The organism is Mycobacterium sp. NGS24, assembly GCF_059813065.1.
In genome coordinates this window covers 1-20,733 of record NZ_JCALDW010000019.1, presented here as the reverse complement: position 1 = coordinate 20,733, position 20,733 = coordinate 1, and the positions used below count along the sequence as shown (strand labels likewise).

Here is a 20,733-nt window from a genome sequence, read left to right as displayed (position 1 = left end):
CTCGCCGACGCTGTCGCCTACTCGGCGGCCCGCGTCGCCGGGTGCACCGCAACGAGCCCTAATTGGCTGCGGCGCTTGCACATTGCGGCCAACTCGGCGTACGCCTTCTCGCCCAGCAGCTCGGTGAGTTCGTCGGCCAGGCTCTGCCACACCTGCTTGGCCCCGACATGGGCGCCCGGATCGCCGGTGCAGTACCAGTGCAGATCGGCGCCACCGGAGCCCCAGCCGCGCCGGTCGTACTCGGTGATGAAGGTCTTCAGGATCTCGGTGCCGTCCGGCCGGGTCACCCACTCCTGGCTGCGCCGGATCGGCAGCTGCCAGCACACGTCGGGTTTCATCGTCAACGGTGGGACCCCCAGCTTGAGGGCTTTGCTGTGTAGCGCGCAGCCGACACCACCGGCGAAGCCGGGCCGGTTCAGGAACACGCACGCGTCCTTGTGCTTGCGGGTGCGGTACTGCGGCTCGCCCTCGTGCTCGTCGAGCTCCAGGTAACCCTTGCGGCCCAGGCCCTTGTCGCGGAACTGCCAGTCGTCCTTGGTCAGCTTGCGTACCGCGTCGTCCAACCGGGCGCGGTCGTCGTCGTCGGACAGGAACGCCCCGTGCGAGCAACACCCGTCGTCCGGGCGGCCGGCAACGGTGCCGTGGCAGGCCGGCGTGCCGAACACGCACGTCCAGCGCGACAGCAGCCAGGTGAAGTCGGCCGCGATCAGGTGCTCGGGATCGTCGGGGTCGTAGAACTCCACCCACTCCCGGGCGAAGTCCAGTTCGACCTCCTGTCCCGGTCGCGAGTTAGCCACGGGTGCAACATTAGTCCTCCGGCCGGCCGGCGACCGGCTCCCGCGCGCAGCGCGATAGCACGGGTCGACAGGCGAGTGCCTGGTCAGCCCCGCTAGTTTTGATTCCGTGCGATTGGGCGTGCTGGACGTGGGTAGCAACACGGTCCATCTACTGGTGGTCGATGCGCATCGGGGCGGGTGTCCGGCCCCGATGAGTTCGACCAAGGCCACGCTGCGGCTGGCCGAGGCGACCGACAGTTCGGGCAAGATCACCAAGCGCGGCGCCGACAAGCTGATCGCCACGGTCGAGGAGTTCGCCAAGATCGCGGTCAGCTCCGGTTGTGCCGAGTTGATGGCCTTCGCCACCTCCGCGGTCCGCGACGCCGAGAATTCCGACGACGTGCTGGCCCGGGTACGCAAGGAAGCCGGGGTCGAGCTGCAGGTGCTGCGCGGGGTCGACGAGTCCCGGTTGACCTTCCTGGCGGTGCGGCGCTGGTTCGGCTGGAGCGCGGGACGCATCATCAACCTCGATATCGGCGGCGGCTCGCTGGAAGTGTCCAGCGGCGTCGACGAGGAACCCGAGGTGGCGTTGTCGCTACCGCTGGGCGCCGGACGGCTGACCCGCGAATGGCTGCCCGACGACCCGCCCGGGCGACGCCGGATCGCAATGCTGCGCGACTGGCTGGATGCCGAGCTGGCCGATGCCAGCGCGACCCTGCTCGACGCCGGTGAGCCCGACCTCGCGGTCGCCACCTCCAAGACCTTCCGGTCGCTGGCGCGCCTCACCGGCGCCGCCCCCTCGGCCGCCGGCCCCAACGTGCGGCGGACCCTCACCGCGAATGGCCTCAGACAACTCATATCTTTCATCTCTAGGATGACGACCGCTGACCGGGCAGAACTGGAAGGAGTCAGCGCCGAGCGTGCGCCGCAGATCGTGGCGGGTGCTCTGGTGGCGGAGGCGAGTATGCGAGCGCTGTCGATAGAAACGGTGGACATCTGCCCGTGGGCGCTACGGGAGGGTCTGATCTTGCGCAAACTCGACAGCGAAGCGGACGGAACCGCCTTCATGGAGACGTCGACCGTGCAGACGTCGGCGCGTGATTCCGCAGGTCAGGTAGCTGATCGGGTAGCGTCAAACCGGTCGAGAGGCAAATCATGACTGGACCACACCCCGACGCCGAAGACACCAAGCAGATCTCGGTGGCCGAGCTGCTGGCCAGGAACGGAACCGGCGGTACGCCCACGGCCACCCGCCGGCGCCGTCGTCGTCGGGGCGACGACTCGATCAGCGTCGCCGAGCTGACCGGTGAGATACCGGTCATCCGTGACGAGCCTCGCGAGAAGGTGTCACCTGAACCGCGACCGGCGGCCGCGCCCGCCGCCGAACCCGAGGTCCGCGAGACCCCCGCCGTCGATCCCGAACCGGAGGTTCCGGCGGCCTACTGGGCCGAGCCCGAGCCGCGCTGGCCCAGATCGGAACCGCTCGCGCCGCGCAAACCCGGTCCGGAGCGCAGCCAGTACCCGCGGCCGCTACGCCAATCCGGCGCCACCGACGCCGAGCAGCAGTCGGGTGCCGAGCACATGAGTCCGGATCCGGTGGGTCACTACACCGACGCGTCGGTCGACGTGATGGACAGCGAGGTGCGCGACGCGGAATCGGTGGTCGAAGACTCCGCGTATGTGCGCTCCTACCTGCACGGCGCCGACGCGGACGAGACCCCGGACGACACATTGTTCGGCGGTCAGTCCCTCGCCGACGAGGTCGCCCGCCGGCGCAGCGACCCCCTGCCGGCCGCAGCCGACGACGCACCCGAAGCCGACCAGGGCAGTGCCCGGCGTTCGCACGGCAGGATGGCGGCGCTGGGCCGCGCCCTGCTGACCGTGCTGCAGTCGATCCTGGCGGTCGCGTTCGGTGGCGGCTTGTTCATCGCTTTCGACCAGCTGTGGCGGTGGAACCCCATCGTGGCGCTGGTGCTCTCGGTGCTGGTCATCCTCGGGCTGGTGGTGGGTGTCCGGGTGGTACGCAAGACCGAGGACATTGCCAGCACGTTGATCGCGGTCGCCGTGGGTGCGTTGATCACCCTGGGACCGATGGCCCTGTTGCAGACGAGCTAGGCGCCCCCAGAGGAGACTGTGCGCCCAGCGATCAAAGTCGGCCTGTCGACGGCCTCGGTGTACCCGTTGCGGGCCGAGGCCGCGTTCGAGTATGCGGCCAGGCTCGGTTACGACGGCGTCGAACTGATGGTCTGGAGCGAGTCTGTGAGCCAGGACATCGACGCCGTCGCCAAGCTGTCGCAGCGATATCGCGTGCCGGTGCTGTCCGTGCACGCGCCCTGCCTGCTGATCTCGCAGCGGGTGTGGGGGGCCAACCCGATCCTCAAGCTGGACCGCAGCGTGCGGGCCGCCGAGCAGTTGGGCGCCCAGACGGTGGTGGTGCACCCGCCGTTCCGGTGGCAACGGCGGTACGCCGAGGGCTTCAGCGACCAGGTCAAGGCCCTGGAAGAAACCAGCAATGTGCTGGTGGCGGTCGAGAACATGTTCCCGTTTCGCACCGACCGGTTCTTCGGACTCGACCAGACCCGGGAACGGATGCGCAGGCGTGGCGGCGGGCCGGGCCCCGGCGTTTCGGCGTTCGCGCCGTCGTACAACCCGCTGGACGGCAACCACGCGCACTACACGCTGGACCTCTCGCACACCGCGACCGCCGGCACCGACTCGTTGGAGATGGCGCGACAGATGGGTTCGGGATTGGTGCACCTGCATCTGTGTGACGGCAGTGGATTGCCCGCCGACGAGCACCTGGTGCCCGGCCGCGGCACCCAGCCCACCGTCGAGGTGTGCCAGATGCTCGCCGCCGGCGATTTCACCGGCCACGTGGTGCTGGAAGTGTCGACCTCGAGTGCCCGATCGGCCGCCGAGCGCGAAGCGATGCTCGTCGAGTCGCTCCAATTCGCCCGCACCAACCTGCTGCGCTGACATGGACGCGTTGTTCACCGCCGCGATGGCGCTGCGCGAAATCGGATCCGGACCAGGCGGGCCGGTCTTCGAAGGCGCGCTGGACCAGCATTGGACCATCGGTCCCAAGGTGCACGGCGGCGCCATGGTGGCGCTGTGCGCCAACGCCGCGCGGACCGCGTTCGCCGGCCCCCGCCAGCAACCGGTCGCGGTCTCGGTGAACTTCCTGTCCGCGCCCGATCCGGGACCGATGCGCCTGGAGACCACGCTGCGCAAGCGGGGCCGCCGGATCACCGTGGCCGACGTCGAGCTGGTCCAGGGCGAGCGCACCGCCGTGCACGCGGTGGTCACCCTGGGCGAACCGGGACACGAGGCGGCGCCGTTGTTGTCGGTCAATCCGGTGATCGAGCTGATGGTCCCGGAGCCGCCCGCTGATGTCGCGCCGATCGGGCCCGGCCACCCCTCGGCCGGTCTGGTGCATCTGGGTGCGGGTTGCGATATCCGGCCGCTGCTGTCGACTCAGGGGCGCGGCGCCGACGGCGGGCCGCCGGTGTTCCAGATGTGGGCGCGGCCGCGAAGGGTGTCGCCGGACCCGCTGTTCGCCCTGTTCTGCGGCGACCTGTCGGCCCCGGTGACGTTCGCGGTGGACCGCACCGGTTGGGCGCCCACGGTGCAGTTCACCGCCTACCTGCGGGCCCTGCCCGTCGACGGCTGGCTGCGGGTCATCAGCACCTGCGTCGAAATCGGGCAGGACTGGTTCGACGAGGACCACACCGTGGTCGACTCCGCCGGGCGCATCGTGGTGCAATCCCGCCAATTGGCACTCACACCTCCCGGGTGACCCGGTCGCCGGGTCTGCGATGCTTTGCGGCATGGCAAGAATCGCGATCATCGGCGGCGGCAGCATCGGCGAAGCCCTGTTGTCGGGTCTGCTGCGGGCCGGCCGGCAGGTCAAGGACCTGGTGGTGGCCGAACGGATGCCGGATCGGGCCAAGTACCTGTCCAGCACCTATGGCGTGCTGGTGCAGACCTCGATCAGCGAGGCGGTGGAAAACGCCTCGTTCGTGGTGGTTGCGGTCAAACCCGCCGACGTCGAAGCGGTGGTCGACGAGCTGGCCGAGGCGACCGGGGCGGCCGACAACGACAGCGTCGAGCAGGTTTTCGTCACCGTGGCCGCTGGTGTCACCCTCACCTTCTTCGAGTCCAAGCTGCCGGCCGGTACCCCGGTGGTCCGGGCCATGCCCAACGCGGCGGCACTGGTGGGGGCCGGCGTCACCGCGCTGGCCAAGGGCCGGTTCGTCACCGCGCAGCAGCTCGACGAGGTCTCTGCGGTGTTCGACGCGGTCGGCGGGGTGCTCACCGTGCCCGAACAGCAGCTGGATGCGGTGACCGCGGTGTCGGGTTCCGGCCCGGCCTACTTCTTGCTGTTGGTCGAGGCACTGGTGGACGCGGGTGTCGCGGTGGGGCTGAGCCGCCAGGTGGCCACCGACCTGGCCGCTCAGACCATGGCCGGTTCGGCGGCGATGCTGTTGGAGCGGATGGACTCCGAGCGGCGCCCGGTCGACGGCGAGCCGATGGGACTGAAGGTGGACGCCTCGGCTGCGCAGTTGCGCGCGTCGGTGACCTCACCCGGGGGGACCACCGCCGCGGCGCTGCGGGCGCTGGAGCGGGGCGGATTCCGGGTGGCGGTCGACGCCGCCGTTCAGGCCGCCAAAACCCGCTCTGAGCAGCTGAGAATTACATCAGAATAATTCACCAATTTTGGACTGATTGTCTCTCACCAGTACCAGTAACCCCACTAGTCCCGCTATTCTCCTCTTTGTACGCACGTGTTAGTGCCAGCGGAGGGGAAGCCGCTGGCATTGCGCGTGCCTGACACGATTGGGTTGCGATGACGTCTACGAACGGGCCGTCGGCAGGGAATTCAGCAGGTAAAGCGGCACGGGACGGTGGTTCGGCCGACGCCGCCGGATCCCGGACGCAGTTTCTCACCGTCGCCGAGGTCGCGACGCTGATGCGGGTGTCCAAGATGACGGTCTACCGGTTGGTGCACAACGGCGAGCTGCCCGCCGTTCGCGTCGGGCGCTCCTTCCGGGTGCACGCCAAAGCCGTACACGACATGTTGGAGACGTCATATTTCGACGCGGGCTGATCCGCGCGCTGCACGTCCCACCACAGCCGTCCGCTCTACGCCCGCAGGCCGTCGGAAGCCGGTTTGGCGTTGCGTGCGTACGGTTGGGTAAAGTGTCCCGGTCATTCAGTTAGAGCCGGTACAGGTCAGATAGCGGAGTTCATGGGTTCAGTAATCAAGAAGCGGCGCAAGCGTATGTCGAAGAAGAAGCACCGCAAGCTGCTACGTCGCACTCGAGTGCAGCGCAGAAAACTTGGCAAGTAAGTCCTGGCCGCGCGTACCGTCACCGGTCCGTAACACTCCCGTTTCGCCTCGTCGATAGGCTGTCGAGGTGGATTCGTCCAGTCCGGATGGCGGGGGGACCGGCGGCCGGCCTACCGATGCCGACACCGTGCACTACCCCAAGGTGGTGCTCGTCACGGGTGCCTGCCGGTTCCTGGGCGGCTACCTGACCGCGCGGCTCGCGCAGAACCCGCTGATCAATCAGGTCATCGCGGTCGATGCGATCGCGCCCAGCAAGGACATGCTGCGCCGGATGGGCCGCGCCGAATTCGTGCGCGCCGACATCCGGAACCCGTTCATTGCCAAGGTGATTCGGAACGGCGACGTCGACACCGTGGTGCACGCCGCGGCGGCGTCCTACGCGCCGCGCTCCGGCGGCAGCGCGGCACTCAAAGAGCTCAATGTGATGGGGGCGATGCAGCTGTTCGCCGCCTGCCAGAAGGCGCCGTCGGTGCGCCGGGTGGTGCTGAAGTCCACATCCGAGATCTACGGGTCGAGTCCGCGCGATCCGGTGATGTTCACCGAGGACAGCAGCAGCCGCCGGCCATTCCGCGAGGGATTCGCCAAGGACAGCCTCGACATCGAGGGCTACGTGCGGGGACTGGGCCGGCGCCGGCCCGACATCGCCGTGACCATCCTGCGGCTGGCCAACATGATCGGCCCGGCGATGGACACCACGCTGTCGCGTTATCTCGCAGGGCCTTTGGTGCCGACGATGTTCGGCCGCGACGCCCGACTGCAACTGCTGCACGAGCAGGATGCGCTGGGCGCGCTGGAACGCGCGGCGATGGTGGGCAAGGCCGGAACGTTCAACATCGGCGCCGACGGCATCATGATGTTGTCCCAGGCGATCCGTCGTACGGGACGAATTCCGTTGCCAGTGCCCGGTTTTGGCGTATGGGCACTCGACTCGCTGCGGCGCGCCAACCGGTACAACGAGATCAGTCGCGACCAGTTCGCCTACCTGAGTTACGGCCGGGTGATGGACACCACCCGCATGCGTTCCGAGCTCGGCTATCAGCCGAAATGGACGACCGCGGAAGCCTTCGACGACTACGTTCGCGGCCGTAGCCTGACTCCCATAATCGACCCGCATCGGGTACGCTCCTTGGAGGGTCGTGCTATAGCGGTAGCGCAGCGCTGGGGTAGCCGAAATTCAATTCCGCGCATCGGGGTCAGATAGGTTTGGGCATTTAACGTGGCGGGCGAAACCAGAGCGAATGTTATTCCACTGCACAGCAATCGGGGGCGGGTAGCGGCGCGCCGCCGCGCTGCCAGTCAGCGTGCGGACGCTTCGCATCAGCACCCCTCGTTGCTCTCGGATCCAAGTGGTCGCGCCTCAGCCGACGAGATCGCCGCAGTCGTCCGCGAGATCGATCAGCACCGGCGCGCCGCGGGTGGTTTGAGCGGTGGCGAGCCACCGCTCAACGACCTCGCCCAGCGCGTCGCCGCGGTGGCCGGCTTCCTCCGGCAACGACTCACCGGTGATTACAGCGTCGACGAATTCGGCTTCGATCCGCACTTCAACGACGCGATCGTGCGGCCGCTGCTGAGGTTCTTCTTCAAGTCGTGGTTCCGGGTCGAGGTCAGTGGCATCGAGAACATCCCCACCGAGGGCGCCGCGCTGGTGGTCGCCAACCACGCCGGGGTGCTGCCGTTCGACGGGTTGATGCTGTCGGTGGCGGTGCACGACGAGCACCCCGCCGAGCGGGACCTGCGGCTGCTGGCCGCCGACATGGTGTTCGACCTGCCGGTGGTGGGCTCGACGGCCCGCAAGGCGGGCCACACCATGGCCTGCACGGCCGATGCGCACCGGTTGCTGGCCTCTGGCGAGCTCACCGCGGTCTTCCCGGAGGGATACAAGGGGCTGGGCAAGCGCTTCGAAGACCGGTACCGGCTGCAGCGGTTCGGGCGCGGCGGGTTCGTGTCGGCGGCGCTACGCACGAAAGCGCCGATCGTGCCGTGCTCGATCATCGGTTCCGAAGAGATCTACCCGATGCTGACCGACGTGAAGTTGCTGGCGCGGCTGTTCGGTCTGCCGTACTTCCCGGTGACGCCGCTGTTCCCGCTGGCCGGGCCCGCCGGGCTGGTGCCGCTGCCGTCGAAGTGGCGGATCGCGTTCGGTGAGCCGATCCAGACCGCCGACTACGCGCCGAGCGACGCCGACGATCCGATGGTGACCTTCGAGTTGACCGATCAGGTTCGCGAGACCATCCAGCAGACGCTGTACCGGTTGCTGGCCGGCCGCCGCAACGTTTTCTTCGGCTGACAGCAGCGCACGAAAAACCCCCGGAGGCACAGCCGCCGGGGGTCTGTCGTTGGACCGTCGTTGTTACTTGACCAGCGTGAACTGGCAGACGTTGGTGTAGCCGTCGCGGAACAGGTCCGAGCAGCCGCGCAGGTACTTCATGAACGTCTCGTACTCCTGCTCGCCCTTGAGCTCGATGGCCTTGTCCTTCTGCGCCTCCAGCGCATCGGCCCAGGTGTTCAGGGTCGGGACATAGTTCTTGCCGATGTAGTGGTGGCGTTCGATCTTGAAACCGGCCTCGGTCGAATACCGGTCCACCTGCTCGACCTGCGGCAACTTACCGCCGGGGTAGATCTCCTTGAGGATGAAGCTGATGAAGCGCAGCAGGCTCATCGTGGTCTTCAGGCCCATCGCCTTGCCCTCTTCGGCCGTGGGCACCACGATCGAGTGCAGCAGGAAGCGGCCGTCGTCGGGCAGCAGGCTGTAGTACTTCTTGAAGAAGGCGGCGTAGCGCTCGTAGCCGGCGTCGCCCGCGCCGTCGGCGAAGTGCTCGAAGGCGCCCAGCGAGACGATCCGGTCCACCGGCTCGTCGAACAACTCCCAGCCCTGCAGGCGAACCTCCTTGCGGCGGGGGCTGTCCATCTCGGCGAACTTCTGCTCACAGTGGGCGAGCTGGTTCTCGCTCAGCGTCAGGCCGATGACGTTGACGTCGTAGTGCTCGACCGCGTGCCGCATGGTCGAACCCCAGCCGGAGCCGATGTCGAGCAGCGTCATCCCGGGCTCGAGGTTGAGCTTGTCCAGCGCCAGCTTGCGCTTGGCGAACTGCGCCTCTTCCAGCGTCTTGGTCTGCGGCGCATCGATGTCCGGGTTCTCATCGAAGTACGCGCAGCTGTAGGTCATCGATGGGTCGAGCCACAGCTTGAAGAATTCGTTGGACCGGTCATAGTGCGACTGCACTGCCTCGACGGGCGGCTTCAGCTGGGTGCTGCCCGTATTGCCTTGTGATGTCATTAAAAAGACGCTACCTGCTTCGATCAGATGGATGCAATTGCGGCGACGGTCGCCTCGGCGTCGGCGTCATGGTTCGCCGCCTCGCCCAGCATGGTGACCACGCTGGTCACCACCGGCTTGCCTTCGGCGTCGGTGACTTCGCTTCGGATTTCGGCCAGCACCGTGCCGTGGGACTGGATCACCGAGTCCAGGTAGGTGTCGAAGTGCAGCTTGTCGCCGACCATGATCGGGCGGTGGAAGAAGAATTTCTGGTCGCGGTGCATCACCCGGGCAATGTTGATCGGGATGCTGAACTTGGTGAAGATCTCCAGCTGAACGCGGCGCCCGGCGATGGCCAGGAAGGTCAGCGGGGCAGGCAGGGACGAGTAGCCGGCTTCGGCCGCCGCCGCCTCGTCGTAGTGCAGCGGATTGTCGTCCTGCACCGAGGCCGCGAATTCGCGGACCTTCTCGCGTCCGACCTCGAAATAGTCCAGCTGCCGGTAGTGCTTACCGATGATTCCTTCGGCGCCCTCGGGAAGTGTCATGCTGCCGCTCTCCGCTCAAACGATGCTCAGCGGCGCAGCTTATCAGCGTGATTGCCGGCGGGAGGCCAGCGCGGCCAGCGCGCCACCGGCCGCCCCCAGCGCCAGGGCGGACGGAACGCCGATGCGGGCGGCCTTGCGGGCGGTGCGGAAGTCGCGAATCTCCCACCCGCGCTCGCGGGCCAGGCTGCGCAACCGGGCGTCGGGATTGATCGCGACCGCGGTGCCTACCAGCGACAGCATCGGGACGTCGTTGTAACTGTCGGAGTAGGCGGTGCAGCGTCGGAGGTTCAGTCCCTCCCGGATGGCCAGCGACCGCACCGCGTGCGCTTTGCCGACCCCGTGCAGGATGTCGCCCACCAGCCGGCCGGTGAACACGCCGTCGACCGATTCGGCCACCGATCCCAGCGCGCCGGTCAGGCCCAGCCGGCGGGCGATGGTGGCCGCGAGCTCATAGGGCGTGGCGGTGATCAGCCACACCTGTTGGCCGGCGTCCAGGTGCATCTGGGTCAGCTCCCGGGTTCCCGACCAGATCTTGTCCGCGATGATCTCGTCGTAGATCTCCTCGCCCAGGCGCACCAGTTCGTCGACGGACCGGCCTTCGATGAAGGCCAGCGCTTTGCGGCGGCCGGCCGCGACATCCTCGGCGTTCTCTTTGCCGAGAATCTGGAACTTGGCCTGCGCGTAGACGAATCCGAGCACATCCCGATAGCTGAAATAGTCGCGTGCGGCCAGTCCGCGGCCGAAGTGCACGGCCGAGGAGCCCTGCACCAGCGTGTTGTCCACGTCGAAGAACGCGGCGGCGGTCAGATCGACGGGCGGCGGCGGACGCTCGCCCGTCGGGGCGGCGTGCAGGTCTTCGAGGGCGCGTTCGGCGCTGGCATTGGCGGCCAGCGCCTCCAGGTCCGGGTTGCCGGTGTAGACGATGTCCTCGCCGGGGTCGGAGGAAGCCATCACAAACCTCCCATGTCACTGTCTGGCCCGGTTGCCGGTCCCTGCCCGCCAACCCTATCCGGCCGGACTGTGACGCCGCCTGCCACCGGCGGCGGAGATGCCACACTGATGGCCATGACGACGAGCCGGCCTCAGGTGCAGTTGCTGACCCGCGCCGGGTGCGCGATCTGCCTGCGCGTGCAGGCCCGGTTGACCGAACTGGCCGGCGAGCTGAATTTCGACCTGGCCAGCGTCGACGTCGACGCCGCGGCACTGGCCGGGAACGCCGAGTTGCGAGCCGAATTCGGGGACCGGTTGCCGGTGGTACTGCTCGACGGCCGCGAGCACAGCTACTGGGAGGTCGACGAGCCGCGGCTGCGGGCCGATCTCGCCGCCCGCTGACGCGCTGGGCGGTGCTGTGAGCCGAGCCGGTAACCAGGCCGTGTCTGAGCCGGAAGTTACGGCCTGAGCGCAGCGTCGGTGCCCTCAGTACAGTCTCGACGCCGCCCGGTGACCTCGGTCGCTCATTTGGTAGCCCGCCGCAGAACCGACTACCTTGGGTAGGAGTTCACTTTCACAGAGGCAAGGGAGCGGGCCAGGTGATGCTGCCGTGAGCATCCTGCTCTTCGGGGTTTCGCACCGCAGTGCGCCGGTCTCCGTCCTGGAACAACTCAGCATCGACGAGTCCGATCAGCTCAAGATCGTCGACCAGGTGCTGCAATCGCCGCTGGTGACCGAGGCCATGGTGCTCTCGACGTGCAACCGCGTCGAGGTGTACGCGGTGGTGGAAGCGTTTCACGGCGGGCTGTCGGTGATCGGGCAGGCGCTGGCCGAGTTCTCCGGGATGTCGATGGGCGATCTGACCAAGCACGCCTACGTCCGGTACAGCGAGGCCGCCGTCGAGCACCTGTTTGCGGTGGCCAGCGGCCTGGATTCGGCGGTGGTGGGCGAACAGCAGGTGCTCGGCCAGGTCCGGCGCGCCTACGCCGCCGCGGAGACCCACAGCACGGTCGGCCGGGTGCTGCACGAACTGGCGCAGCGGGCCCTGTCGGTGGGCAAGCGGGTGCACAGCGAAACCGCCATCGACGCCGCCGGTGCCTCGGTGGTCTCGGTGGCGCTGGGTATCGCCGAACGCAAGCTGGGCACCCTGGCCGGCAAGACCGCCGCGGTGGTCGGTGCCGGGGCCATGGGTGGGCTGGCGGCCGCCCACCTGACCCGCGCCGGGATCGGCCGGGTGTTCGTGTTGAACCGGTCGGTGGACCGGGCGCGGCGGCTGGCGGCCCGGCTCAGCGAATCCGGCGTGCCGGCCGAAGCGATGGCCCTGGAGCAGTTGCCCGACGCGATGGCCGCGGCCGACGTGGTGGTCAGCTGCACCGGGGCGGTGAGCCCGGTGGTGTCGCTGGCCGACGTGCACCACGCGCTGGCCGGGGTGCGCCGCGACGAAACAGCAAAGCCGCTGGTCATCTGCGATCTGGGGATGCCCCGCGACGTCGACCCGGCGGTGGCCGGCCTGCCCGGTGTCCTGGTCGTCGACGTGGACCGGGTGCAACATGAGCCGTCGGCGCACGCCGCGGCCGCCGACGTCGACGCCGCCCGCCTCATCGTCGCCGCCGAGGTCGCCGCCTACCTGGCGGGGCAGCGGATGGCCGAGGTCACCCCCACTGTCACCGCGTTGCGCCAGCGGGCGGCTGACGTGGTCGAGGCGGAATTGCTGCGCCTGGACAACCGGCTGCCCGACTTGGCGAGCGCTCAGCGCGAAGAGGTGGCCCGTACGGTACGACGGGTGGTCGACAAGTTGCTGCACGCGCCCACGGTGCGCATCAAGCAACTCGCCAGCGCCCCGGGGGGCGACAGTTACGCCGAGGCCCTGCGGGAGCTCTTCGAACTCGACCAGACTGCGGTGGATGCGGTCGCCGCAGGCGAATTGCCAGTTCTACCAAGCGGTTTCGATAGCTCAAAGCAGTCCGCCGAGTAGTTTGGCGCACGTGATCCGGATAGGCACTCGGGGCAGTCTGCTGGCCACCACCCAGGCTGCGACGATCAGGGACGCGTTGATCGCCAACGGTCACCCCGCGGAGTTGGTGACGATCAGCACGGTGGGTGACCGGTCGTCGGCGCCGATCGAAACACTCGGCGTCGGCGTGTTCACCACCGCGCTGCGCGAGGCCATGCAGGACGGCCGGGTCGACGCGGCCGTGCATTCGCACAAAGATCTGCCCACCGCCGACGACCCGCGCTTCACCATCGCGGCGATACCGCCGCGTAACGATCCCCGCGACGCGCTGGTGGCACGCGACGGGCTGGTGCTGGGCGAATTGCCGGCCGGTTCGCTGGTGGGGACGTCCTCGCCGCGACGGGCCGCACAGCTTAGAGCACTGGGTCTCGGTTTGGAAATCCGCCCCCTAAGAGGCAACCTAGATACCAGGTTGAACAGGGTAAGCAGTGGTGATCTTGACGCCGTCGTGGTGGCCCGGGCCGGTCTGGCCCGACTGGGTCGTCTCAATGACGTCACCGAGACGTTGGAGCCCGTGCAAATGTTGCCAGCGCCTGCTCAGGGCGCCCTCGCAGTCGAATGCCGGGCCGGCGACAGCCGGTTGGTCGCCGTGTTGGCGGAGTTGGACGATGCCGACACGCGGGTAGCGGTCACCGCGGAGCGAACTCTGCTCGCCGAACTGGAGGCGGGCTGCTCCGCACCGGTGGGCGCGATCGCTGAGGTGGTCGAGTCCATCGATGAGGAGGGGCGCATCTTCGAGGAGGTGTCGCTGCGCGGCTGCGTGGCGGCGCTGGACGGATCCGACGTGATCCGCGCGTCCGGGATCGGCACGGTCGACCGGGCCCGCGAACTGGGGCTCTCAGTTGCCGCGGAATTGTTCGAGCTGGGCGCACGAGAGCTGATGAGGGGAGCGCGGGAAGACCCCGTGCAAGGAAATTGAGTGGGATTCGATAACACGTGGGAGCGACAACGATGACGCGAGGGCGTAAGCCGAGGCCGGGCCGCATTACTTTTGTGGGTTCCGGTCCTGGCGACCCCGGTCTACTGACCACCCGAGCCGCCACGGTGCTGGCGAATGCCACCCTGGTTCTCACCGACCCCGATGTGCCGGAGCCGGTGCTGGCGTTGATCGGGAGGGATCTGCCGCCGGTGTCCGGGCCGGTGCCCGCCGCACCTGCGCCGGGCAGCGCGGACGGGTCGTCTTCGGACAGCCCGCCGGACAGCCACGCCGCGCCTGCGGTGGTGTCGGGTGAGCCCGACGTCCGCCCGGCGCTCGGCGACCCGGCCGAGGTCGCCAAGACTCTGGCGCACGAGGCCCGCCTGGGCGTCGATGTGGTGCGGCTGGTGGCCGGCGACCCGCTTGCGGTGGACGCGGTGATCACCGAGGTGAACGCGGTCGCGCGCACCCACCTGCACGTCGAGATCGTGCCGGGCCTGGCGCCCAGCAGCGCCGTGCCGACCTATGCCGGCCTGCCCCTGGGTTCTGCGCACACCGTCGCCGACGTGCGCGGGGACGTGGACTGGGAGGCGCTGGCCGCCGCACCCGGACCGCTGATCCTGCAGGCGACCGCGTCGCACCTGGCCGAGGCCGCACGCACCCTGATCGACCACGAGCTGGCCGACACCACCCCGTGCGTGGTGACCGCGCAGGGCACCACCTGCCAGCAGCGGTCCGTCGAATCCACGCTGCTTGGTCTGACCGACCCGGCGGTGCTCGGCGGCGGCAGCGACCCGGCCGGCCCGCTGACCGGACCGCTGGTGGTCACCATCGGCAAGACGGTGACCAGCCGGGCCAAGCTGAACTGGTGGGAGAGCCGCGCCCTGTACGGCTGGACCGTGCTGGTGCCCCGCACCAAGGACCAGGCCGGCGAGATGAGCGAGCGGCTGACCTCCTACGGTGCCCTGCCCATCGAGGTGCCCACCATTGCCGTCGAGCCGCCGCGCAGCCCCGCGCAGATGGAGCGGGCGGTGAAGGGACTGGTCGACGGCCGCTTCCAGTGGGTGGTGTTCACCTCCACCAACGCCGTGCGCGCGGTGTGGGAGAAGTTCGGTGAGTTCGGCCTGGACGCGCGGGCGTTCTCCGGGGTGAAGATCGCCTGCGTCGGCGAGTCGACGGCGGACCGGGTCCGCGCGTTCGGGATCAGCCCCGAGCTGGTGCCGTCCGGCGAGCAGTCATCGATGGGGCTGCTGGACGAATTCCCGCCCTACGACAGCATTTTCGACCCGGTGAACCGCGTGCTGCTGCCGCGTGCCGACATCGCCACCGAGACGCTGGCCGAAGGTCTGCGGGAGCGGGGCTGGGAGATCGAGGACGTCACCGCCTACCGGACGGTGCGCGCCGCACCGCCGCCGGCGTCCACCCGCGAAATGATCAAGACCGGTGGTTTCGACGCGGTGTGCTTCACCTCCAGCTCGACCGTGCGCAACTTGGTCGGCATCGCCGGCAAGCCGCATGCGCGCACCATCATCGCCTGCATCGGCCCCAAGACCGCCGAGACCGCAGCCGAATTCGGGTTGCGGGTGGATGTGCAGCCGGAGACCGCTGCGGTGGGTCCGCTGGTCGATGCGCTGGCCGAACACGCCGCCCGGTTGCGCGCTGAGGGTGCGTTGCCGCCGCCGCGGAAGAAGAGCCGCCGGCGATGACTGGCGGCTAGGGGCAGCGCTGATGGTCTACCCACGGCAGCGTCCGCGCCGGCTGCGCTCTACCCCGGCCCTGCGCCGTCTGGTGGCCGAAACCTCGGTGGAGCCACGGCATTTGGTGCTGCCGATGTTCATCAGCGCTGAGGCCGACGCGAAAGGCGAGCCACGCCCCATCTCGTCGATGCCGGGCGTGCTGCAACACACCCGCGACTCGCTGCGCAGCGCCGCCGCAGCCGCGGTGGCGGCCGGGGTGGGCGGGTTGATGCTGTTCGGGGTGCCCGACGAGGACGACAAGGACGCGCAGGGCTCGGCCGGGACCGACCCCGACGGCGTTCTCAACGTCGCCCTGCGCGACCTGGCCAAGGATCTCGGCGATGCGACCGTGCTGATGGCCGATACCTGCCTGGACGAGTTCACCGACCATGGGCACTGCGGCGTCCTGGACGCGCGGGGCCGGGTCGACAACGACAAGACCCTGGATCGGTACGTGAAACTTGCTGTGGCACAAGCAGATTCGGGTGCACAGGTGGTCGGTCCCAGCGGCATGATGGACGGACAGGTGGCCGCCATCCGGGACGGGCTGGACGCAGCCGGCCACACCGACGTGGTGATCCTGGCGTATGCGGCAAAGTTCGCCTCGGCGTTCTACGGCCCGTTCCGCGAGGCGGTGGCTTCCAGCCTGTCCGGGGACCGCCGCACCTATCAGCAGGAGCCCGGCAACGCCCGCGAGGCATTGCGCGAGATCGAGCTCGACCTCGCCGAAGGCGCCGACATCGTCATGGTCAAGCCCGCGATGAGCTATCTGGACGTGGTGGCGGCAGCGGCCAGCGTGTCAGCTGTCCCGGTGGCTGCGTACCAGGTGTCGGGGGAGTACGCGATGATCTGTGCGGCGGCGGCCAACGGGTGGATCGACGAACGCGCCGCAGCGCTGGAGTCGTTGACCGGGATCCGGCGGGCGGGGGCCGATATCGTGCTGACCTATTGGGCGGCCGACGTGGCGGGTTGGCTGGCGTGACGGAGGCGCACATGACATCTGCGGGGGAACCCGACGAGACGCGGCTGTTCTACGAGTCCGGTGCCAGCTGGTACTGGGTGCTGGCCGGTCCCCTGTCGGCGGCGTCGTTGATCTATATCCAGTGGGCCAACCACGTGCCGATCTCGCTGCTGGTCCCGTTCATCTTCCTGGTGCTGGTGACGGCGTTCGTGGCGCTGCAGGTGCATGCGGCGCGGGTGCACACCTCCGTCGAGCTGACCGAGGACGCGTTGCGCCAGGGCACCGAGACCATCCTGGTCTCCGAGATCGTCAAGGTCTTCCCCGAAGCCGAGAATTCGGTGGCATCCGGCAAACCGCTGGCCAGGTGGCAGTCGGCGCGGGCGCTCGGCGAACTCGTCGGGGTGCCGCGCGGCCGGTACGGGATCGGCCTGAAGCTCACCGGTGATCGCACTGCGCAGGCCTGGGCGCGTCGGCACCGGCATTTCCGGGACGCGCTGACCGCGCTGGTGGAGAAACGGATGGGTCCTTACGTGCCGGACATCGCCGACGAGCTGGATGTCTCCGACGACGAGTCGTCGCTGTGACCGGGCGGACATTCGCCGAGTTGGTGCTGGCCGGTCTGGCGCTGGTGGCTGCCGCCGTCAGCTGGGGTCATACCCGTTCCACGATCGCCGTTGCGCCGATCATCGAGGGGCAACCGGCCACCTCATCGGTCGTCTACGACCCGCAGCTGTTGGTGCTGACGCTGTCGTTGGTGACGGTCGCCGGGATCCTGGTGGTGATCGCGGTGGCCAGGTGGCGACGGGACAGAACGCTCAGGCCGACTTCTTCAGCAGCGGCAGAACCATTTGACGCCGCCAGGTGATGGCGTCGGCCAGGCCGCGCAGGGCCTGGTGCACCGAGTTGGCAACCGGGAACGAATCGTCGAGCAGCGTGGCGACGGTCTGGTTCGCGACGAGCATCCACTCGACGTCGGCGGCGCGGCACTCTTCGTCCATGGCGCACAGCAATGCGATACCGGCTGAGGAGAAGTGGCTGACGCCGCTCAGGTCCAGCACCACCGGGTTGTCGGCCTGCACGAAGCGGCGAACGTGGTCGCCGACCTGTTCCACATTGACGGCGTCGATTTCGCCGCGGATGGTCACCACCGTCGCCAGATGACGACAGTGCGCGCGGATCTGGGCGCCCCCGCAGTCGATCGTGCTCGAAACCGGCATCGCGATCGTCATGAACAGCCCCATTTCCCTGTTGCCCACCAAACCTGCCTTTAAAGTGCCCGCAAAACTTAATGGCACCGCTAGTTACGACTAATTCTTTGCTAAGAAGTGGCGCGACGCCCGGCCCACCGACGCCGCTGTTAGGCTGCCTCAGCGGCCGGTTGCCGGCCGGCAGCGGAGTCCAGGCGGAAAGAACCTCGTGCAAAGCGGTGAACTCAGGAGCCAGATCAAAGGCGAGATCAAGGCCCTGACCGGACTCCGCATCGTCGCCTCCCTATGGGTGGTGCTCTTCCACTTCCGGCCCATGGTGGCCGACGCGTCGCCCGATCTGCGGGAAAATCTGGCCCCGGTGCTCAATTGCGGCGCGCAGGGTGTGGACCTGTTCTTCATCCTGAGCGGATTCGTGTTGACCTGGAACTACCTGGACCGGATGGGTCACTCGTTCTCGCTGCGCGCCACGGTGCACTTCCTGTGGCTGCGGCTGGCCCGGGTGTGGCCGGTGTATCTGGTCACCCTGCACCTGGCCGCCGCGTGGTTCATTCTCACCTTGCACATCGGACATACGCCGATGCCCGACGTGGGCCGGCTCACCGCGATCAGCTATGTACGGCAGGTCCTGCTGGTCCAGCTCTGGTTTCAGCCGTATTTCGACCTATCCAGCTGGGACGGGCCGGCCTGGTCGATCAGCGCGGAATGGCTGGCGTATCTGCTGTTCGGTGGCCTGGTGCTGGTGATCTTCCGCATCCAGCACGCGACGCGGGCGCGGGGCCTGATGCTGATGGCTGTCGCGGCGTCGCTGCCGCCGGTGGTGTTGTTGTTGGCCAGTGGCGTGTTCTACACCCCCTGGAGTTGGCTGCCCCGGATCGTCACGCAGTTCGCCGCCGGAGCGATCGCCTGTGCCGCGGTGCGCAGGCTGCGGCTGACCGAGCGGGGGCGACGCATCGCCGGGTACTTATCCCTGCTGCTCGTGGTGGCCATCGTCGGGATCCTGTACCTGCTCGATGCGTTCCCGATCACCGGGGTGTACGACAGTAGCGGGGTGGTCGACCTGTTGTTCGTTCCGCTGGTGATCACCCTGGCCGTCGGCATCGGCAGCTTGCCGTGGCTGCTGTCGACGCGGGTGATGGTGTACGGCGGCGAGATCTCGTTCTGCCTGTACATGGTGCACGAATTGGTGCACACCCCGTGGACGTGGGCGGTGGTGAATTTCGGGTTGCACCCGTGGCTGCCGGACAGCCCATGGCGCTGGAACATCTTCGGCCTGCTGGCCGTCGCGGTGGGACTGTCGATCCTGCTGTACCACTTCGTCGAAGAGCCGGCCCGCCGCTGGATGCGCCGGATGGTCGACGCGCGGCCCACGCCGGCGGGGCACGAACCCGACGATTCGCCCGGTACCAATCTCGATCCCATCAGCGTTGCCCCGGAAAGCATTTCGGCGCGCGCCGCCGTGCGCTGACTCAATTGAGACCGGAAACACCGCGCGTTCGACGCGGGTTCGGATCCAGAGCGACCTAAACTCGGGGGAGTCTGATGCCCCGTGAAGGTGGCCGGTTTTCCTGGAGGCGTGTCGTGGTGGGTCGGCTGGCCACGTGGATCATTGGTCTCTCGTTGTTGGCCGCTGCGACGGTTCACAGTCCGGCGCAGCCGGTGCGTCTGACGAGCTTCGATTTCCGCCCGAGCCGCATTGCGGTGATCGGCGATTCGTACACGACTGGCACCGACGAGGGCGGCCTGGGCGCCACATCGTGGACGTGCCGCGCCTGGCAGCTGCTCGCCCAGCGCGGGCTGCGCATCGACGCCGACGTGGCGGCCGAAGGTCGCGCCGGTTACGGCACGGTCGGCAACCGCGGCAGCGTCTTCGCGGACCTGACGGCCCGGGCGGTCAAGCCGGACGACGTGCTGGTGACGTTCTTCGGCTCCCGCAACGACCAGGGTGTGGAGCCACGGCTGCTGGCCGACCGGGTCCGCGTCACCTTCGACATCGCGCGCCGATTGGCGCCTGCGGCACGGTTTTTGGTGATCGGCCCGCCCTGGCCGACCGCCGACGTGCCCGGTGCGGTGTTGCAGATCCGCGACATCATGCACGCGGCGGCACGCGACGCGGGGGCGGCGTTCGTCGACCCGATCGAGCGCCGCTGGTTCGTGGATCGACCGGACCTGATCGGCACCGACGGTGTGCACCCGAACGACACGGGACATGCGTATATGGCGCGCAAGATCGCGCCGCTGGTGCGGGATCAGTTGGCCAGGTGAACGCGGATCGGCGGACCATTGCGCAGTGACGCGTGGGACGCCGCGCAGCCAAGCGGCCGGCTCGGGGCGGGTCAGCCGTAGATCAGGCCGCCGCCGCCGGCCAGGCCGTCGAGTCCGCTGAGTCCGGCAGTGCCTGGATCATGGTTGGCGTCCCCCGGCCCGCCCGGCCCACCGGACCCGGCGCGGCCAGGGGGTCCGCCGCTGCCGATCAAACCCGCGTTTCCGGCGTTCCCGCCGTTGCCGCCGTTACCGCCGGAATGACCGGCCCGGTAGGTGTTGCCGCCCGTCCCGCCGACTCCGCCGGCCCCGCCGCTGTTGGGGCTGCCGCCATCGCCTCCGTACCCGCCGGCCCCGCCGGCACCACCGTCGCCGTAGCCGCCGTGCGGGTTTCCGCTGCCGCCGGCGCCGCCGGACCCGCCCAGTCCACCGGTCCCGAACAGCAGTGCGCCGGTGCCACCGGTGCCACCGGTGCCACCGGCACCTGCACTGGACAGGCCGGAGCCGCCGCCGCTTCCGCCGGTCCCACCGCCCCCGCCGGCGCCGAACAACGAGGCGACGCCGCCGACACCACCTGCCCCGCCCAGCCCGCCGTGCAGACCTCCGGCAGTGGCGTTGCCGTCCCCGCCGGTCCCGCCCGCCCCGCCGGTCCCGCCGTTGCCGTAGAGGAATCCGCCACCGCCGCCGGCCCCGCCCGTACCGCCGCTGCCGCCGGCAACGCCGACGCGGGACATGTTGTCCGAGCCGCCGGCGGCACCGCCCCGGCCACCGTGACCACCGGT

Annotated in this window: 23 protein-coding genes and 1 pseudogene; 18 read left to right on the top strand and 6 right to left on the bottom strand. The window is 68.7% G+C overall.

Translation table 11 applies throughout. The features are described 5' to 3' along the window. Nucleotides 1–17 precede the first annotated feature (17 nt). On the bottom strand, nucleotides 18–797 hold the full coding sequence (locus AC5Y6Y_RS20650; protein WP_463825651.1) for a DUF3109 family protein: 780 nt from the start codon (nucleotides 795–797) through the stop codon (nucleotides 18–20). A gap of 106 nt (nucleotides 798–903) precedes the next feature. On the opposite strand from AC5Y6Y_RS20650, the gene AC5Y6Y_RS20645 reads away from it, so the two are divergent. The 9 genes from AC5Y6Y_RS20645 (at nucleotide 904) to AC5Y6Y_RS20605 (ending at nucleotide 8,413) form a co-directional block, all read left to right on the top strand. Beyond that, on the top strand, nucleotides 904–1,935 hold the full coding sequence (locus tag AC5Y6Y_RS20645; protein ID WP_473139413.1) for a Ppx/GppA family phosphatase: 1,032 nt from the start codon (nucleotides 904–906) through the stop codon (nucleotides 1,933–1,935). Beyond that, complete coding sequence (locus AC5Y6Y_RS20640; RefSeq protein ID WP_473139412.1) at nucleotides 1,932–2,891, top strand: Rv0497 family membrane protein; 960 nt, start codon at nucleotides 1,932–1,934, stop codon at nucleotides 2,889–2,891. Before AC5Y6Y_RS20645 ends, AC5Y6Y_RS20640 begins: the two co-directional genes overlap by 4 nt. An 18-nt stretch (nucleotides 2,892–2,909) precedes the next feature. Then, nucleotides 2,910–3,752: a sugar phosphate isomerase/epimerase family protein gene (locus AC5Y6Y_RS20635; protein ID WP_463825654.1), complete on the top strand. Its 843-nt coding sequence runs from the start codon at nucleotides 2,910–2,912 to the stop codon at nucleotides 3,750–3,752. Between the two features lies 1 nt (nucleotide 3,753). Next, nucleotides 3,754–4,572, top strand: coding sequence for a thioesterase family protein (locus AC5Y6Y_RS20630; RefSeq protein WP_473139411.1), 819 nt, complete (start codon nucleotides 3,754–3,756; stop codon nucleotides 4,570–4,572). Nucleotides 4,573–4,603: 31 nt separating this feature from the next. After that, a complete protein-coding gene (gene proC / locus AC5Y6Y_RS20625; protein WP_463825656.1) occupies nucleotides 4,604–5,482 on the top strand; it encodes a pyrroline-5-carboxylate reductase in 879 nt (292 codons plus the stop codon). A gap of 140 nt (nucleotides 5,483–5,622) precedes the next feature. Beyond that, entirely contained in the window at nucleotides 5,623–5,883 is a 261-nt protein-coding gene (locus tag AC5Y6Y_RS20620; protein WP_463825657.1) for a helix-turn-helix domain-containing protein, read from the top strand. 141 nt (nucleotides 5,884–6,024) lie between these two features. After that, entirely contained in the window at nucleotides 6,025–6,126 is a 102-nt protein-coding gene (locus AC5Y6Y_RS20615; protein ID WP_003402602.1) for a 30S ribosomal protein bS22, read from the top strand. Between the two features lie 67 nt (nucleotides 6,127–6,193). Beyond that, nucleotides 6,194–7,327, top strand: a complete 1,134-nt coding sequence (locus AC5Y6Y_RS20610) for an SDR family oxidoreductase (protein ID WP_463825658.1) — start codon at nucleotides 6,194–6,196, stop codon at nucleotides 7,325–7,327. A gap of 15 nt (nucleotides 7,328–7,342) precedes the next feature. Beyond that, complete coding sequence (locus AC5Y6Y_RS20605) at nucleotides 7,343–8,413, top strand: lysophospholipid acyltransferase family protein (protein ID WP_463825659.1); 1,071 nt, start codon at nucleotides 7,343–7,345, stop codon at nucleotides 8,411–8,413. Nucleotides 8,414–8,476: 63 nt separating this feature from the next. Here the strand turns inward: AC5Y6Y_RS20605 and AC5Y6Y_RS20600 are convergent, their stop codons facing one another. The 3 genes from AC5Y6Y_RS20600 to AC5Y6Y_RS20590 are packed head-to-tail and all read right to left on the bottom strand — an operon-like array spanning nucleotide 8,477 to nucleotide 10,878. Then, nucleotides 8,477–9,403, bottom strand: coding sequence for a cyclopropane mycolic acid synthase family methyltransferase (locus AC5Y6Y_RS20600; protein WP_463825660.1), 927 nt, complete (start codon nucleotides 9,401–9,403; stop codon nucleotides 8,477–8,479). A gap of 23 nt (nucleotides 9,404–9,426) precedes the next feature. Beyond that, nucleotides 9,427–9,927: an FAS1-like dehydratase domain-containing protein gene (locus tag AC5Y6Y_RS20595; protein WP_463825661.1), complete on the bottom strand. Its 501-nt coding sequence runs from the start codon at nucleotides 9,925–9,927 to the stop codon at nucleotides 9,427–9,429. Nucleotides 9,928–9,969: 42 nt separating this feature from the next. After that, nucleotides 9,970–10,878, bottom strand: a complete 909-nt coding sequence (locus AC5Y6Y_RS20590; RefSeq protein WP_463825663.1) for an HAD family hydrolase — start codon at nucleotides 10,876–10,878, stop codon at nucleotides 9,970–9,972. Between the two features lie 108 nt (nucleotides 10,879–10,986). Between AC5Y6Y_RS20590 and AC5Y6Y_RS20585 the strand changes: the two genes are divergently transcribed. From AC5Y6Y_RS20585 to AC5Y6Y_RS20555, 7 genes are all read left to right on the top strand, one after another. Then, on the top strand, nucleotides 10,987–11,259 hold the full coding sequence (locus AC5Y6Y_RS20585) for a glutaredoxin family protein (RefSeq protein ID WP_463825972.1): 273 nt from the start codon (nucleotides 10,987–10,989) through the stop codon (nucleotides 11,257–11,259). Nucleotides 11,260–11,467: 208 nt separating this feature from the next. Continuing rightward, on the top strand, nucleotides 11,468–12,832 hold the full coding sequence (locus tag AC5Y6Y_RS20580; RefSeq protein WP_473139410.1) for a glutamyl-tRNA reductase: 1,365 nt from the start codon (nucleotides 11,468–11,470) through the stop codon (nucleotides 12,830–12,832). 10 nt (nucleotides 12,833–12,842) lie between these two features. Continuing rightward, entirely contained in the window at nucleotides 12,843–13,790 is a 948-nt protein-coding gene (gene hemC, locus AC5Y6Y_RS20575) for a hydroxymethylbilane synthase (protein ID WP_463825665.1), read from the top strand. A gap of 32 nt (nucleotides 13,791–13,822) precedes the next feature. After that, on the top strand, nucleotides 13,823–15,493 hold the full coding sequence (locus AC5Y6Y_RS20570; RefSeq protein WP_473139409.1) for a bifunctional uroporphyrinogen-III C-methyltransferase/uroporphyrinogen-III synthase: 1,671 nt from the start codon (nucleotides 13,823–13,825) through the stop codon (nucleotides 15,491–15,493). 22 nt (nucleotides 15,494–15,515) lie between these two features. Further along, nucleotides 15,516–16,505 carry a porphobilinogen synthase gene (hemB, locus tag AC5Y6Y_RS20565; protein ID WP_473139408.1) on the top strand — a complete coding sequence of 330 codons (990 nt, stop codon included), beginning with the start codon at nucleotides 15,516–15,518 and terminating at the stop codon, nucleotides 16,503–16,505. An 11-nt stretch (nucleotides 16,506–16,516) separates the two neighbouring features. Then, the gene (gene mce1N / locus AC5Y6Y_RS20560) at nucleotides 16,517–17,068 is read left to right on the top strand and encodes a transport-regulating membrane protein Mce1N (protein ID WP_473139407.1); all 552 of its coding nucleotides are present in this window, start codon (nucleotides 16,517–16,519) and stop codon (nucleotides 17,066–17,068) included. Then, nucleotides 17,065–17,349, top strand: a complete 285-nt coding sequence (locus AC5Y6Y_RS20555; protein ID WP_463825670.1) for a hypothetical protein — start codon at nucleotides 17,065–17,067, stop codon at nucleotides 17,347–17,349. The genes mce1N and AC5Y6Y_RS20555 overlap by 4 nt, the downstream gene beginning before the upstream one ends. Here the strand turns inward: AC5Y6Y_RS20555 and AC5Y6Y_RS20550 are convergent. After that, complete coding sequence (locus AC5Y6Y_RS20550) at nucleotides 17,300–17,713, bottom strand: STAS domain-containing protein (RefSeq protein WP_473139506.1); 414 nt, start codon at nucleotides 17,711–17,713, stop codon at nucleotides 17,300–17,302. The genes AC5Y6Y_RS20555 and AC5Y6Y_RS20550 overlap by 50 nt on opposite strands. A gap of 187 nt (nucleotides 17,714–17,900) precedes the next feature. On the opposite strand from AC5Y6Y_RS20550, the gene AC5Y6Y_RS20545 reads away from it, so the two are divergent. Together AC5Y6Y_RS20545 and AC5Y6Y_RS20540 are read left to right on the top strand one after the other, a co-directional pair. Further along, nucleotides 17,901–19,157, top strand: a complete 1,257-nt coding sequence (locus AC5Y6Y_RS20545) for an acyltransferase family protein (protein WP_473139406.1) — start codon at nucleotides 17,901–17,903, stop codon at nucleotides 19,155–19,157. A gap of 116 nt (nucleotides 19,158–19,273) precedes the next feature. Continuing rightward, complete coding sequence (locus AC5Y6Y_RS20540; RefSeq protein WP_473139505.1) at nucleotides 19,274–19,954, top strand: Rv0518 family GDSL lipase; 681 nt, start codon at nucleotides 19,274–19,276, stop codon at nucleotides 19,952–19,954. Nucleotides 19,955–20,025: 71 nt separating this feature from the next. Here AC5Y6Y_RS20540 and AC5Y6Y_RS20535 read toward each other — a convergent pair. Beyond that, nucleotides 20,026–20,733: pseudogene (locus AC5Y6Y_RS20535) on the bottom strand (hypothetical protein); the annotation flags it as partial.